This window comes from Luteibacter sp. HAY1-4A (assembly GCF_056755355.1).
This window is the reverse complement of sequence record NZ_JBNDHZ010000010.1, coordinates 38,706-53,046: the sequence shown is the minus strand read 5'-3', so window position 1 is coordinate 53,046 and position 14,341 is coordinate 38,706. Positions and strand designations below refer to the sequence as shown.

Genomic DNA, 14,341 nt, shown 5'->3' with positions numbered 1-14,341 from the left:
GATTCGAGTGAACCATGGCAGATAACGGCGTCGCCACTACGGATAACGCAGCGTCGCGCATGCAGTCGCTGAAGTCGCTGGCGCAGACGCCCGCGATGCGTCAGCTTTTCATGCTGGCGGGCATCGCCGCGGCCGTCGCCATCGGCATCGCCGCGGTGATGTGGTCGCGCGCGCCGAACTACGGGCTGCTCTACGGTGGCCTGGAACAGAAGGACGCCGCCGCCGTCACCCAGGCGCTGCAGGCCAGCAACACCCCCTACACCCTCAGTGCCGATGGCAGCTCGATCTTCGTGCCCGCCGCCGACGTGGCCGGTGTCCGCCTGAAGCTCGCCGGCCAGGGTCTCCCGCAGGGCAGCGCCGCGAACGCCATCGCGCCATCGGATTCCCCCTTCGGCATGAGCGACATGGCCGAGCGCAGCCGCTACCAGTCGATGCTGGAGAGCGATCTTTCGAACACCATCGCGGGGCTGCAGTCCGTGCGCGCGGCGCGCGTGCATCTCGCTTTGCCCAAGCCTTCCGCCTTCATTCGCGACAACAAGCCCGCCAGCGCCTCGGTGGTCGTCACGCTGTATCCCGGCCGTCAACTCGACCAGGGCCAGGTGGCCGCCATCGTCCACCTCATCGCGGCCAGCGTGCCCGGTCTCGACACGCGCCAGGTATCGGTCATCGACCAGGGCGGCAGCCTGCTCACGGTCAGCGATCCCGACAGCGCCCAGGCCATCGGCGATAGCCGCCTGCGTCTTTCCAACCGCATCGAGGCCACTTACACGCAGCGCGTGGAAGACCTCCTCACACCGCTGGTCGGCGCGGGCAAGGTCAGGGCGCAGGTGTTCGCCGATCTCGACTTCTCGCAGACCGAGAAGGCCAGCGAAACCTTCAATCACGACAATCCGGCCCTGCGCAGCGAGCAGACCAGCAGCGATACGCGCACCGACCCGGCGACGAACGGCGGTGTGCCGGGCGCGCTCAGCAACCAGCCGCCCAATACCGGTGCGAATGCCACGGCGGCCAATCCCGCCGCTGGCGGCAAGCCGGGCGCGCAGGCAAGCACGCAGACCGCGCAGCAGACGCCCACGCAACAGACGCAGAGCGCCACCCGCAACTACGAGCTCGACCGCACCGTCAGCCATGTGACGGATCCTGCCGGCAAGGTGGCGCGCCTGTCCGTCGCGGTCGTGGTCGACAACAAGCAGGTGCCCGACAAAGACGGCAAGATGAAGAGCGTGCCGTTCACGCCGGAAGAGCTATCGCGCCTTACCGAACTCACCAAGAACGCCGTCGGCTTCAGCGCCGATCGCGGCGACAGCGTCAGCGTCATCAACGAACCGTTCCGCGGCAGTGTCGTCGAAGATGCGCCGCAGGGCATGCCGTTCTGGGAACGCCCGGGCATGCTCGACCTGATCAAGCAGGGCCTGGGCGTGATGATCGCCCTGATCGTGGGCTTCTTCGTGCTGCGCCCGATCCTCAAGGGCCTGCTGAAGCCGGCTCCGCTGGCAATGAACAACGTGGCGCTCGCCGGACCGATGCCTACCGTGTCGGTCATGGTGGACGACGACGACATGACACCTGACCGTGTCTCCACCTCCCAGGCCCAGCTCGGTTCGCCCGCGCTGCTGGCCTACGAACAGAAGGTGGGCCTTGCCAAGCGCATGGCCGCCGAAAATCCGAAGCAGGTGGCGCAGGTCGTGAAGAGCTGGGTATCCGAAGATGGCAGCTGAGCAGAAAGAGGCCCTCACGGGCGCACAGAAGGCGGCGATCCTCCTGCTCACACTGGGTGAGGAAGACGCGGCGTCCATCCTGAAGCACCTCGGCGCACGCGACGTGCAGGCCGTGGGCACGGCCATGGCCGCGCTCAAGAACGTCAGCAAGGAGCAGGTGGACCAGGTGCTCACCAAGCTCCAGGAAGACGTCGGCCAGCACACCTCCATCGGCGTCGGCACCGAGGAATACATCCGCCGCATCCTCGTGAACGCCCTGGGCGAGAACAAGGCCGGCGGCCTCATCGACCGCATCCTCCTGGGCCGCAGCAGCAAGGGCCTGGAATCGCTGAAGTGGATGGAGAGCCGCGCCATCGCGGAGATGATCGGCCAGGAGCATCCGCAGATCATCGCGCTGGTCATGGCGCACCTCGAGGCCGACCAGGCCGCCGAGGTCATCGGGTACCTGCCGGCGCGCACGCGCAGCGACGTGGTGATGCGTATCGCCACGCTCGATGGCGTGCAGCCCCATGCGCTGAACGAGCTCGACGAAATCATGGAGCGGCAGTTCTCCGGCAACTCCACCAAGCTGAAGTCCGCGACCGTGGGCGGCCTCAAGGCCGCGGCGGACATCCTCAACGCGATGGAAACAGCGCGCGAAGCCGAGCTCATGGCTTCGATCCGCGGCATCGACTCCAGCCTGGGCGAGCGCATCGAAGAACTCATGTTCGTCTTCGACGACCTTGCCGACCTCGACGACCGCAGCATGCAGACGCTGCTGCGCGAGGTGCCGTCCGCACGCCTCATCACGGCCCTGAAGGGCGCGGAGAGCGCCATCCGCGAGAAGATCTTCGCCAACATGTCCAAGCGCGCCGCCGACATGCTGCGCGACGACCTCGAGGTCAAGGGTCCGGTCCGGCTTTCCGAAGTCGATGCGGCCCAGAAGGAAGTGCTCGCCACCGCGCGCCGCCTCGCCGACGCCGGCCAGATCAACCTCGCCGGTGGCGGCGAAGAGTTCGTCTGATGAGTCTTACCTCCATCCTCGCGCGGGAACGCGTCTCGCAGTTCGAACGCTGGGAACTCCCCGTCGTGGGAGCGGCGGACGTGCGCGATGCGGCGGAGGTGCCGGACGAAGGTCCGCAACGGCCCACCGTGGCCGAGATAGAAGCCATCGAACGGCAGGCGCGTGAAGAGGGTTTCAACGCCGGTCTCAACGAAGGCCGCGCGATGGCGAAGCGAGAACTGGCCGCGCAGGTGGCCCGCCTCGACGCGCTGTTCGCCGCCGTGGAGCGACCCTTCGCCGATCTCGACAACGACGTCGTTGGCGACCTCGCGCTGTTGGCGACCACCATCGCCGAACGCGTGCTTGGCTACGAACTGGCCACACGGCCGGAGAAGATCGTGGAAACGGTGCGCCAGGCGGTGGATGCCTTGCCGGCCGCCAGCCGCCATTTGAAGATTCACCTCCATCCCGCCGACGCCGCCATCGTGCGCGAGCATCGGTCCTCGCTCGATCACGAAGGCACCGTGGTCGACGATCCCGCGCTCGAGCGGGGCGACGTGCGCCTGGAAAGCGAACATTCGCGGCTCGACGCACGCGTGCACACCCGCCTTTGTGCAGTGATCGACAGCGTGCTGCAGGGGCGGGATTCATTCGCCGGTGAAGAGACCGGGGCGCCGTGAGCGTCGAACGCCACATCGCGGCGCGCAACGCGCATTGGCGCGACGCGCTCGCCGCGCAGAAGGCCAGCGCCGAACACGTCAGGCCGTTGCAGGCCGAAGGCAAGTTGCGCCGCGTGGTGGGGCTCACCCTCGAAGCCGTGGGTTGCGAAGCCCCCGTGGGTGCGCGCTGCATGGTCGCCGGCGCCGACGGCAAACAACTCGAAACCGAAGTGGTCGGTTTTTCGGACGGACGCCTCCTGCTGATGCCCACGGGCGAAATGCACGGCGTGCTGCCGAACGCACGCGTGACGCCCGTGGCATCCGTGTCCGGCGTCCCCGTGGGCGACTCGCTGCTGGGCCGCGTCATCGGTTCGGATGGCGTGCCGCTCGACGGGCTGGGCCCGCTGCTGGCGCGCGAGCGTGCGCCCTTGCGGCGCGATCCGATCAATCCCATGCTCCGCCAGCCGATCGACACGCCGCTCGACACCGGCGTACGCGCCATCAACGCGCTGCTCACCGTCGGGCGCGGCCAGCGCATCGGCTTGTTCGCCGGCTCCGGTGTCGGCAAGTCCACCCTCATGGGCATGATGACCCGCTTCACCAACGCCGACGTGGTCGTGGTCGGCCTGATCGGTGAGCGCGGCCGCGAAGTGAAGGAATTCGTGGATCACACGCTGGGTGAGGAAGGGCGCCGTCGCGCGGTCGTCATCGCCGCGCCCGCCGACGCCCCGCCGTTGTCGCGCCTGCGCGGCGCACAGGTCGCAACCGCCGTCGCGGAACATTTCCGCGACCAGGGCAAGCGCGTACTCCTGCTTATGGATTCGCTGACACGCTATGCCCAGGCACAGCGCGAAATCGCCCTCGCCATCGGCGAGCCGCCTGCCACGAAGGGTTATCCGCCGTCCGTCTTCGCGATGCTGCCTGCGCTGGTCGAACGCGCGGGCAACGACGCGGAAGGGCGAGGCTCCATCACGGCGTTCTATACCGTTCTCACCGAAGGCGACGACTATCGCCACGATCCCATCGCGGATTCGGCGCGAGCGATCCTCGACGGCCACATCGTCCTTTCGCGCGATCTGGCGGAGGCCGGCCATTACCCGGCCATCGACATCGAGGCCTCGATCAGCCGCGTGATGCCGGCCGTGGTGACCAAGGAACACATGCGTTCGGCGCAGCGGTTCCGGCAGGTCTACTCCGCCTACCGCCAGCAGCGCGACCTGATCGCCGTGGGCGCGTACCAGAAAGGCAGCGATCCTCGCACCGACGAAGCCATCGCCTTGTACCCGCGCCTGTCGGCGTTCCTCCAGCAGGAAACCGATGAGCAGGTGAATCTCGAGGAGGCCGAAGCCGGCCTCGCCGAAGCGTCGCAGGCCGCCTGATGCCGTCGCGCGCCGACCGCCTGCAACCCGTCGTGGATCTCGCGGCCGAAAAGGCCGAGGACGCGACGCGGGCGCTTGCCACGCAGCAGCGTGCCCTGGCCGATGCGGAGCACCAGCTCAGCGAATTGCGCCGTTACCGCAACGAGTACGCCGAGATGCCCGGCGGCATCGGGGTGAGCGCGCTACTCAATCGTCAGCAGTTCCTGCAGAAGATCGACATGGCGATCGTGCAGCAATTGAGCGAGGTGCAACGCCGTGAGAAGGCATTGGATCGCGCTCGCCAGGAGTGGACGGAAGCGCGCGGGCGCGCCAAGGCGCTGGATTCCGTGACATCGAAGTACCGCGAGCAGGAACGCAAGACGCAGGACCGCCGGGAGCAGGAACAGGCGGACGAGCGCTCGCAATACCGTCGTCCACCACGTGGCGAAGGCTGACGTGTCCGAACGCAGGCACATTCAACACAATGATTCGAATCGGGTAAATCGCATGAACAACGCCACCCTCGTGCTCAATGTCGCTCGTCCTTCCGCTCCGGCGACGCCGCCCGTGGCGGGTCATGCGCAGGACGACGCAACGCCTTCGAAGCGTTTCGACGCCGCGCTCGACGCGGCACACGCCGATGCGCGCACGCCGCGAAAGCCCGAGCAGGAAACCACGAAGGAAAAAGCCCCGCCGGTAAAGGCGACCGACACGAAGACCGCCGGCGAACACGACGACAAGCCGGCGAAGAAAGACGACGAGCCTTCCGACGGTACGTCGATCGCCACCGCGATGCTGTCGCTGATTGGCGTGCCGCCCACCGTGGCCGGCATCGCGGGCAAGACGCTTGGCCTGGCAAAGGACGCCGGTACGGCCGACGCCGCGGCGACGGGCGGCGTGCTCGGTGTTGCCGGGTCGCTTCCCGGCGCGCTGCCGGACGTCCTTGCCGACGCGGGCGCGGTGGCGGCCCTCAAGGATACTGCCGGCGCCCCGCTGGGCATGAACGCCGTGGCATTGCCCACGGGCGTGGCCTCGGCGGCTGCTGCGGTGGCCGCGTCGCCTTTCAACGCGCTGCTCGCGACCCAGGCGGACGCCAAGGCGGTGAAGGACGACGGCACGGCGATCGACGCTGCCAACGGCGGCCCCATGCCGTTCGCTCATACGCAAGGCCTCGGGCAGGACGGGGCGCCCGTCATGCAGTTCCAGTCCACCCAGCCGGCCACGTCGCCCCAGTTTGCGCAGGAACTGGGCGAACAGATCGCATGGATGGGTTCGGGCCAGGTGAAGGAAGCACGGATCAAGTTGCATCCCGAAGAACTGGGCAGCATGGACGTCCGTGTCAACCTGGAGGGCGGCAAGGTCAACGTGGCCGTTATCGCGCAGCATCCGGCCGCCGTGCATGCCGTGCAGCAGACGCTCTCGCAGCTCGACAGCATGCTCGCGCACCACGGCCTTTCGCTCGGCCAGGCGGACGTCGGCCAGCGCCAGGCGGAGCAGGGTGGGGAGGGCGGCAACGGGAATGCATCGGGCCAGACCGGCGATGCAGGCACGGTCGGCGTGGAGACGGTGGCGACCTCGCGCGTGTCCCGTGGCCTCGTGGACGAAGTTGCGTGATGCCGGTCTCTCTCGTGGGAATCGTTCTTGTGGGAGCCGCTTCAGCGGCGATCCCGCGGCAGCGGGCAATCTTGCCGCGAAACCGTCATCGCCGCTGAAGCGGCTCCCACACAAAGCACGTCAAAGTTCCGACGTTAAAGCTGGCACGACGATTGCACGTCACCTGTAAGCCCATCGCATCAACGCATTCGCAAGAGGTTTTTTCCGCATGGCCGCAGCACCGAACGACGCCACCGAAGGCACCGAAGGCACCCCCAAGAAGAAGAAAGGCAAGCTGCTGCTCGTCGGCGCGCTCGTCGTTCTCGTCGCGGGTGGCGCGGGCGGCTGGGTCATGATGAAAGGTGGCAAGGGCGGTCACGCCGATGCGGCCGAAGCGGCCAAGGCAAAGCCGGCGCTTTATCTCCAGCTCGATCCGGCGTTCGTCGTCAATTTCCAGGACGCCGAGGCGCTCCGTTTCCTCCAGGTCGGCGTGAACGTCATGTCGCACGACCCGGAAGCCATCGCGGCGGCCAGGGAAGCGGATCCGGAAATCCGCAACGCACTGCTCATGCTGTTCTCGGCGCAGGACGTGAAGAGCCTGTCCGACGTGAAAGGCAAGCAGAAGCTCCAGGCTGCGGCACTGGCGGAGATCCAGCGCGTGCTGAAGGAAAAGATCGGCCGCCCTGGTGTCGACGCCGTTTATTTCACCAGCTTCATCATGCAGTAACGGGCACGAAGCCATGACCGACATCCTTACCCAGGAAGAAATCGACGCCCTGCTCGCGGGCGTGGAAGGCGGCGCGGTCGACACCGAGGTCGAGTTGCCGCCACCTGGCGGCATCCTGGACTACGATTTCACCCAGCAGGACCGCATCGTCCGCGGCCGCCTGCCCACGCTGGAGATGGTCAACGACCGCTTCGCCCGCTATTTCCGCGCCAACCTGTTCAACGTGCTGCGGAAATCGTGCGAGGTCTCGGTGCTTGGCGTGAAGATGACCAAGTTCAACGAGTACGTGCATTCGTTGGCGGTGCCGAGCAACCTCAACCTCATCCGCATCAAGCCGCTGCGCGGTACCGCGCTGATGGTGTTCGAGCCGCGCCTGGTATTCACCGTCATCGACAACTTCTTCGGTGGCGACGGGCGTTACCACGCGCGCATCGAGGGCCGCGACTTCACGCCCACCGAGAATCGCGTCATCCAGATCGTGCTGCAGGAAGCGTTCGGCGCCATGGCCGAGGCCTGGGCACCGGTGCTGAGGATGCAGTTCGAATTCATGAATTCGGAGATCAACCCGCAGTTCGCCAACATCGTCAGCCCGACCGAGACGGTGGTGGTGTCGCGCTTCCACATCGAACTGGACGGCGGCGGTGGCGAAGTGCACCTCACCCTGCCGTATTCGATGGTGGAGCCGATCCGCGAACTGCTCGACGCCGGCGTGCAGAGCGATCGCGCGGAGCGCGACGAGCGCTGGATCCAGAACCTGCACGAGGAAATCCTCGACGCGGAAGTGGAAATCACCTCGATGCTGGCGGAAGCCCGGCTCACCATCGGCGACTTCCTGCACCTGCGCAAAGGCGACGTCATTCCCATCAGCCTGCCGGAGACGGCCACCGTCTTCGCAGAGGATGTACCGATCTTCCGCGGACGCATGGCCAATTCGAACGGTAACAAGGCGATCCAGTTCGAGTCGCTGCTCCGGCGAACCGCGCCGCGCGCCACCCAGGTGCCGATCCAGCCGCTTCCCGAGCCGGCCTGAGGGCCGGTTTCGACGTCCGGCTCTCTCTCTAACCGTCGCTTCGCGACGGAATCGCCGCTGAAGCGGCTCCCACAACGGGAGTCTGTCCGGGCAGGTATCGGGGCAGTAGGAATCTGCGTTAGCGAGTATGTGGGAGCCGGCTATGCCGGCGATCCCGCGTGAGCGGGCAAGCTCGTCCCGAACGCCCATCGCCGCCGAAGCGGCATCTCGGCAAACCCGTCAATGACCCGTCACGGTGACTAACTGCCGTCGAGCGTCAGGTTTCCGTCTGACCCGCCGCGTCACCTTCGCCCCTGTGCGAAAGCGGTCGTTCCAAGTGCCTGACGCAGCGCACATTTCACGCCACCACGAAGCCAGGAAGACGTGGCACGCCGCTTGCTTCTAAGGCTTCGCACCCAGCAACGTCTCACTCGGAACGGACATGAACGAACCTACCACCCTCGAAGAACTGGAAACCGCCACCGACGCCTCCCTGGCGTCCTCCATCGGCCTCGGCAGTGAGGTGAACCTCGACGTCATCCTCGACGTGCCGGTCACCATGGCCATGGAAGTCGGCCGCACCAAGATCAGCATCCGCAACCTGCTCCAGCTCAACCAGGGCTCGGTGGTCGAACTCGACCGCGCCGCCGGCGAACCCCTCGACGTCTTCGTGAACGGCACGCTGGTCGCCCACGGCGAAGTGGTCGTCATCAACGAGAAATTCGGCATCCGGCTGACCGACGTGATCAGCCCGGCCGAGCGCGTCCGCAAGCTGCGGTGATCCGCATGCGCCGTACCGTCGCCGCCCTCGCGGGCGGCTTCCTTCCCTGCGCCCTGATGGCGGCTCCGGCCGCCGCCCCGGCGGTCGATTCCGGCGCGGAACTGTTCCGCGTCCTGGTCAGCCTGCTCGGCGTGGTCGCCCTCATCTTCTTCGTCGGCTGGCTGAGTCGCCGCGCCCAGGCGCGCGTGCGCCCGGGCGGCCGCAAGATCCGCGTGATCGAATCGATGCCGGTGGGCATCAAGGAAAAAATCATGCTGCTCGAAGTGGGCGGCACGCAGCTCCTCGTCGGCGCGTCGCCGACCGGCGGCCTGCGTACGCTGCATGTGCTGGATACGCCGGTGCATGACGATTCCCCTGACGCGGCCCAGCCGCCGGTCCTGCGCGGTTTCCGCGACGTGCTCAGCCAGTGGAAGCGCCCATGAAGCGTTGGGCCTGGTTGGTTTTCCCCCTGCTCCTGCTGCTCCCGGCCATCGGCTTCGCCGCCGAACCGGCGCAAGGCATTCCCGTCCTGAACGTTCAGTCCGGTGCGAACGGCGGCCAGACCTGGTCGCTGTCGATCCAGATGCTGGCGCTGATGACGGCGCTGACGGCATTGCCGGCGATCCTGCTGATGATGACGTCGTTCACCCGCATCATCATCGTGCTCGGTTTCCTGCGTCAGGCGCTGGGCACGAACAGCACGCCGCCGAACCAGGTGATCCTCGGCCTGTCGCTGTTCCTCACGCTGTTCGTGATGACGCCGGTGCTGAACAAGGCATATGACGCGGGCATCAAGCCGTACATGGACGGCCAGATGAGCGTGCAGGACGCCCTGCCGCTGGCCGCCGCACCGTTCCGCCACTTCATGCTGGAACAGACCCGTGAGCCCGATCTCCAGCTGTTCACGAAGCTCGCCGGCGAGCAGCCCTATGCCGACAAGGACTCCGTACCGTACCGCGTCGCGCTGCCCGCCTTCGTCACCAGCGAACTGAAGACCGCCTTCCAGATGGGCTTCCTGCTGTTCATCCCGTTCCTCATCATCGACCTCGTCGTGGCCTCCGTGCTGATGTCGATGGGCATGATGATGGTCTCGCCGATGATCATCTCGCTGCCGTTCAAGATCATGCTGTTCGTGCTGTTCGTGCTGGTCGACGGGTGGACGCTGCTGCTCGGCACATTGGCCGGGAGTTTCTTTCAATGACGCCGGAATCCGTCATCGGCTTCGGCCAGCAGGCCCTGCACATCGCGATGCTGATCGGCGCGCCGCTGCTCCTCACGGCGCTGGCGGTGGGCTTGATCATCGGCATGGTGCAGGCTGCCACCCAGATCAACGAACAGACGCTGAGCTTCATTCCGAAGCTCATCTCCATGGCCCTCGTGATGATCGTCACCGGCCCCTGGATGCTGCGCACGCTGGTGGAATTCACCCGCACGCTCATCGAGAACCTGCCCCAGGCGGTGCGTTGATGCCGCTCGACCTCGGCCAGCTCGAAGCCTGGGTCGGAAGCGCGTGCTGGGCGCTCGCCCGCATCTCGGGGCTGCTGCTCGTGGCGCCGGTACTCGGCGCGACCACCATCCCGGCGCGCATCCGCATCGGGCTGGCCTTGCTGCTCACCATGGCGCTGGCTCCGTTGGCGCCGCTGGACATCCGTCCGCTGTCGGCGCAGGGCGTGGCCACGATGGCCCAGCAGGTGCTGGTCGGCGCATCGCTCGGTTTCATCCTGAAGCTCGTTTTCGAAGCCGTATCCTTCGGTGGCCACATCGTGTCGCAGGCGATGAGTCTCGGGTTCGCGGAAACCGTGAATCCCGGCGTGGGCGGCACCACGCCGGTGCTGAGCCAGTTCTACACGATGCTGGTGACCCTGTTGTTCCTGGTGATGAACGGCCACCTGCAGCTCATTTCGCTGCTGGCCGACAGCTTCCGCACCTTGCCCGTGAGCGAGCAGGGGGTGGGGGCGGACGGCGTGTGGGGCGTGCTCGGCTTCGCCACCCACCTCTTCACCGGTGCCGTGCGCGTCGCACTGCCGGCGCTCACCGCCACGCTGGTGGTGAACCTCGGCTTCGGTGCCATCAGCCGTTCGGCACCGTCGATGAATCTCTTCGCGGTGGGCTTTCCCATCACCATCTGCCTCGGCCTCCTGGCCGTCTGGCTCTCTCTGCGCGCCTTGCCGGGTGCGTTCGATTCATTGCAGACCGACGCCTGGGAAACCATGCGCGGGCTTGTCGGAGGCGCGTCGCCGTGAGCGAGACCGATAAGGAAGACCGCACCGAAGCCCCTAGTGACAAACGCCTTCGCGAAGCCCGCGAGAAGGGCGACCTGCCGCGTTCGCGCGATCTTTCCACGGCCGTGGTAGTGCTGTCCGGCGTGGCTACGATCATTGCCTCGCGCGAGCAGATGGCCGTGCACGCCGCGAACATCATGCACGTGGGCCTGCGTTACTCGCGCGACGACCTGTTCGCCGCGAACGGCCTCAGCCATGCCCTGATGACCGCCGCGCTCGAAGCCCTGAAGCTGCTCGGTCCGGTGTTCGCCGTGACCATGGTGGCGGCGATCGCAGCGCCTGCCTTGATGGGCGGGCTCAATTTCTCCGGACAGGCGCTCGTGCCGAAGTTCGACCGCCTCGATCCGATCAAGGGGTTTTCCCGCCTGGTGTCGATGAACGGTCTGGTGGAACTGGGCAAGTCGCTTCTGAAGCTCGTGCTGATCGGTGGCGCGCTGGTGTGGTTCCTGCGGCGCTCCACCCAGGAGATGTACACCGCCGGCACCGGCCCGGTGGCGAACGGTATCGCCCAGGCACTGGGGATCCTCGGCCACGCCTCGCTCGTCTTCGCCTGCGCCCTCGGTGCCATCGCCCTCGTCGATGCGCCGTGGCAGAAGTTCAGCTTCACCAAGAAGATGAAGATGACCAAGCAGGAAGTGAAGGACGAGCACAAGGAAAACGAGGGCAGTCCGGAACTGAAGTCGAAAATCCGTCAGATGCAGCACCAGATGTCGCGGCGGCGGATGATGGAAGACGTTCCCACGGCGGACGTCATCGTGACGAACCCCACCCATTTCGCGGTGGCCCTGAAATACGACGAAGACCGCATGGGCGCGCCGCGCGTGGTGGCCAAGGGCGCGGACGTGATCGCCCAGCAGATCCGCGACGTGGCGGGGGCCGCGAAAGTTCCCGTGGTCGAAGCGCCTCCGTTGGCACGAGCCTTGTATCACACGACGGAAATCGGACGCGAAATCCCCTCGGCGCTCTACATCGCCGTGGCCCAGATCCTGGCCTACGTGTTCCGGCTGAAGCAGGCGATCGCCATGGGCGACCTCCCGCCCGATCTCCCGACGCAGGACATCGACCCTGATCTCATGGGTCCCTACCGCATGGACAACTGACGATGGCAGCCAGCACCACCCTCATGGGCACCTTCCGCCAGATCGGCCGCCGCGGCATCGCGGCGCCGGTGGCGATGCTGATCATGCTCGGCATGATGATGCTGCCCTTGCCGCCGTTCGTGCTCGACCTGCTGTTCACCTTCAACATCGCGCTGTCGCTGGTGATCCTGCTGGCCACGATGTACGTGATGCGGCCCCTGGAACTCGCCTCGTTCCCGACCGTGGTGCTGTTCGCCACGCTGCTTCGCCTGGCGCTGAACATCGCGTCCACCCGCGTGGTGCTGCTGCACGGCCACAACGGCCCGGGCGCGGCCGGCAAGGTGATCGAGGCCTTCGGCGAATTCGTGATCGGCGGCAACTTCGCCGTGGGCTTCGTCGTGTTCGCCATCCTCACCATCATCAATTTCGTGGTGGTGACCAAGGGTGCCACCCGCGTGTCGGAAGTGACGGCCCGCTTCACCCTGGACGCCATGCCCGGCAAGCAGATGGCCATCGACGCCGACCTCAACGCCGGCCTGTTGACGCAGGAACAGGCCCGCGAGCGGCGCCAGGAAGTGCGCGAGGAAGCGGATTTCTACGGCTCGATGGACGGTGCGTCCAAATTCGTGCGCGGCGATGCCACCGCCGGCATGCTCATCCTCGCCATCAACATCATCGGCGGCTTCTTCATCGGCATGCTGCAGCATGGGCTGTCGGCCGCGGAGGCCGCGCGCACGTACACGCTGCTCACCATCGGCGACGGTCTCGTTGCCCAGGTGCCGGGCCTCATGCTCTCCATCGCCACCGCGGTCATCGTCACGCGCGTGTCGAAGTCGCAGGAGATGGGCAAGCACGTGATGGGACAGCTCTTCGGCCAGCCCAAGGCGCTGGCCGTGGCGGCCGCCGTCCTCGGCACGATGGGCCTGATCCCCGGCATGCCGAACCTGCCGTTCCTCCTCCTGGCCGCCATTGCCGGCTTCGCCGCGTGGAAGCTGCACCAGAACCAGATGGCCGCCGCGGCCGGCGTCGCTGCCGGTACCGGTGCGCCGGGCACGGAACTGGCGCTGGAATCCGCGCCGCCGGCCGAGCGCCTGGAGCTCTCCTGGGAGGACGTGGCGCAGGTGGACACCATCGGCCTGGAAGTCGGCTACCGCCTCATTCCGCTGGTGGACAAGGCGCAGGGCGGCGAGCTCATGGCCCGCATCAAGTCCGTGCGCCGCAAGCTGTCGCAGGAACTGGGCTTCCTGGTGCCTTCGGTGCACATCCGCGACAACCTCGACCTGGCTCCGCACGGCTATCGCATCTCGCTGATGGGCGTGCCCATGGGTGAGGCCGAGATCCACACCGAGCGCATGCTCGCGATCGATCCAGGCCGCGTGCACGGCACGATCAACGGCATCGCCACCCGCGATCCGGCCTTCGGGCTCGACGCGGTATGGATCGAGCCAGGCCTGCGCGAGCACGCGCAGACGCTGGGCTACACCGTGGTCGATCCGGCCACCGTGATCGCCACGCACCTTTCGCACATCCTGCAGAACCACGCGCACGAACTCATCGGCCACCAGGACGTGCAGCAGCTGCTCGACCGGCTGGCCCAGCAGACGCCGAAGCTCGTGGAAGACCTGGTGCCCAAGCGCCTGTCGCTGGGTGTCGTGGTCAAGGTGTTGCAGAACCTCCTGGCCGAACGCGTGCCCATCCGCAACTTCCGCGGCATCGTGGAATCGCTGGCCGAGCATGCGGGACAGAGCCAGGACCCGGGCGTCCTCGCCGCCGCGGTGCGCGTCACTCTCGGACGACAGATCGTGCAGGAAATCGCCGGTCTCGGTACGGAAGTGCCCGTCATTACTTTGGCGCCGGAACTCGAGCAGATCCTCCTGCAGTCGCTGCAAGGCGGTGGCCCCGCCGGCGCGGCGGTGGAACCGGGCCTGGCCGATCGCCTGCAGCAGAGCGTGGCGGACGCGGCGCGTCGCCAGGAAGCAGCTGGCGAACCGGCCGTGTTGCTGGTGTCGCCGGCGCTTCGTCCGTGGCTTTCACGCTTCACACGGCATGTGGCCCAAAACCTGCATGTACTTGCGTACAACGAGGTTCCGGACAACCGACGCGTCAAGCTGGTGACGGCCCTCGGACGGTAAGCAAAGAGACGACGCGCGATTGGGCGCGAACCAAAAACAGGC

Annotated in this window: 15 protein-coding genes; all 15 read left to right on the top strand. The window is 66.7% G+C overall.

The features are described from left to right. Positions 1–14 precede the first annotated feature (14 nt). Entirely contained in the window at positions 15–1,718 is a 1,704-nt protein-coding gene (gene fliF, locus ACPYOD_RS04995; protein WP_481300626.1) for a flagellar basal-body MS-ring/collar protein FliF, read from the top strand. Further along, positions 1,708–2,721 carry a flagellar motor switch protein FliG gene (fliG, locus tag ACPYOD_RS04990; protein ID WP_481300625.1) on the top strand — a complete coding sequence of 338 codons (1,014 nt, stop codon included), beginning with the start codon at positions 1,708–1,710 and terminating at the stop codon, positions 2,719–2,721. The genes fliF and fliG overlap by 11 nt, the downstream gene beginning before the upstream one ends. Then, positions 2,721–3,380 carry a flagellar assembly protein FliH gene (locus tag ACPYOD_RS04985; RefSeq protein ID WP_481300624.1) on the top strand — a complete coding sequence of 220 codons (660 nt, stop codon included), beginning with the start codon at positions 2,721–2,723 and terminating at the stop codon, positions 3,378–3,380. Before fliG ends, ACPYOD_RS04985 begins: the two co-directional genes overlap by 1 nt. Next, positions 3,377–4,738: a flagellar protein export ATPase FliI gene (gene fliI, locus ACPYOD_RS04980; RefSeq protein WP_481300623.1), complete on the top strand. Its 1,362-nt coding sequence runs from the start codon at positions 3,377–3,379 to the stop codon at positions 4,736–4,738. Before ACPYOD_RS04985 ends, fliI begins: the two co-directional genes overlap by 4 nt. Then, positions 4,738–5,172, top strand: a complete 435-nt coding sequence (fliJ, locus tag ACPYOD_RS04975) for a flagellar export protein FliJ (protein ID WP_481300622.1) — start codon at positions 4,738–4,740, stop codon at positions 5,170–5,172. Before fliI ends, fliJ begins: the two co-directional genes overlap by 1 nt. Positions 5,173–5,224: 52 nt before the next feature. Continuing rightward, positions 5,225–6,331 (top strand): flagellar hook-length control protein FliK, encoded by a 1,107-nt coding sequence (locus ACPYOD_RS04970; RefSeq protein WP_481300621.1) that lies wholly within the window; start codon positions 5,225–5,227, stop codon positions 6,329–6,331. Between the two features lie 208 nt (positions 6,332–6,539). Beyond that, positions 6,540–7,037 carry a flagellar basal body-associated FliL family protein gene (locus ACPYOD_RS04965; RefSeq protein WP_481300620.1) on the top strand — a complete coding sequence of 166 codons (498 nt, stop codon included), beginning with the start codon at positions 6,540–6,542 and terminating at the stop codon, positions 7,035–7,037. A gap of 13 nt (positions 7,038–7,050) precedes the next feature. After that, the gene (gene fliM, locus ACPYOD_RS04960) at positions 7,051–8,067 is read left to right on the top strand and encodes a flagellar motor switch protein FliM (RefSeq protein WP_481300619.1); all 1,017 of its coding nucleotides are present in this window, start codon (positions 7,051–7,053) and stop codon (positions 8,065–8,067) included. 448 nt (positions 8,068–8,515) lie between these two features. After that, positions 8,516–8,827: a flagellar motor switch protein FliN gene (gene fliN, locus ACPYOD_RS04955; protein WP_481300676.1), complete on the top strand. Its 312-nt coding sequence runs from the start codon at positions 8,516–8,518 to the stop codon at positions 8,825–8,827. A 5-nt stretch (positions 8,828–8,832) separates the two neighbouring features. Continuing rightward, the gene (gene fliO, locus ACPYOD_RS04950; protein WP_481300618.1) at positions 8,833–9,249 is read left to right on the top strand and encodes a flagellar biosynthetic protein FliO; all 417 of its coding nucleotides are present in this window, start codon (positions 8,833–8,835) and stop codon (positions 9,247–9,249) included. Then, positions 9,246–10,007: a flagellar type III secretion system pore protein FliP gene (gene fliP / locus ACPYOD_RS04945; RefSeq protein ID WP_481300617.1), complete on the top strand. Its 762-nt coding sequence runs from the start codon at positions 9,246–9,248 to the stop codon at positions 10,005–10,007. Before fliO ends, fliP begins: the two co-directional genes overlap by 4 nt. Next, on the top strand, positions 10,004–10,273 hold the full coding sequence (gene fliQ / locus ACPYOD_RS04940; protein ID WP_481300616.1) for a flagellar biosynthesis protein FliQ: 270 nt from the start codon (positions 10,004–10,006) through the stop codon (positions 10,271–10,273). The genes fliP and fliQ overlap by 4 nt, the downstream gene beginning before the upstream one ends. Next, positions 10,273–11,049, top strand: coding sequence for a flagellar biosynthetic protein FliR (gene fliR / locus ACPYOD_RS04935; protein WP_481300615.1), 777 nt, complete (start codon positions 10,273–10,275; stop codon positions 11,047–11,049). Before fliQ ends, fliR begins: the two co-directional genes overlap by 1 nt. Next, positions 11,046–12,188: a flagellar biosynthesis protein FlhB gene (gene flhB, locus ACPYOD_RS04930; RefSeq protein WP_481300614.1), complete on the top strand. Its 1,143-nt coding sequence runs from the start codon at positions 11,046–11,048 to the stop codon at positions 12,186–12,188. The genes fliR and flhB overlap by 4 nt, the downstream gene beginning before the upstream one ends. A 2-nt stretch (positions 12,189–12,190) precedes the next feature. After that, positions 12,191–14,299: a flagellar biosynthesis protein FlhA gene (gene flhA, locus ACPYOD_RS04925; protein ID WP_481300613.1), complete on the top strand. Its 2,109-nt coding sequence runs from the start codon at positions 12,191–12,193 to the stop codon at positions 14,297–14,299. Positions 14,300–14,341: the final 42 nt, after the last annotated feature.

Coding starts and splice junctions, on each gene's coding strand:
- fliJ (WP_481300622.1), top strand. CDS start 4,738: ATGCCGTCGCGCGCCGACCGCCTGCAACCCGTCGTGGATCTCGCGGCC.
- ACPYOD_RS04965 (WP_481300620.1), top strand. CDS start 6,540: ATGGCCGCAGCACCGAACGACGCCACCGAAGGCACCGAAGGCACCCCC.
- fliF (WP_481300626.1), top strand. CDS start 15: ATGGCAGATAACGGCGTCGCCACTACGGATAACGCAGCGTCGCGCATG.
- fliG (WP_481300625.1), top strand. CDS start 1,708: ATGGCAGCTGAGCAGAAAGAGGCCCTCACGGGCGCACAGAAGGCGGCG.
- fliR (WP_481300615.1), top strand. CDS start 10,273: ATGCCGCTCGACCTCGGCCAGCTCGAAGCCTGGGTCGGAAGCGCGTGC.
- fliO (WP_481300618.1), top strand. CDS start 8,833: ATGCGCCGTACCGTCGCCGCCCTCGCGGGCGGCTTCCTTCCCTGCGCC.
- ACPYOD_RS04970 (WP_481300621.1), top strand. CDS start 5,225: ATGAACAACGCCACCCTCGTGCTCAATGTCGCTCGTCCTTCCGCTCCG.
- fliQ (WP_481300616.1), top strand. CDS start 10,004: ATGACGCCGGAATCCGTCATCGGCTTCGGCCAGCAGGCCCTGCACATC.
- flhA (WP_481300613.1), top strand. CDS start 12,191: ATGGCAGCCAGCACCACCCTCATGGGCACCTTCCGCCAGATCGGCCGC.
- fliM (WP_481300619.1), top strand. CDS start 7,051: ATGACCGACATCCTTACCCAGGAAGAAATCGACGCCCTGCTCGCGGGC.
- fliP (WP_481300617.1), top strand. CDS start 9,246: ATGAAGCGTTGGGCCTGGTTGGTTTTCCCCCTGCTCCTGCTGCTCCCG.
- ACPYOD_RS04985 (WP_481300624.1), top strand. CDS start 2,721: ATGAGTCTTACCTCCATCCTCGCGCGGGAACGCGTCTCGCAGTTCGAA.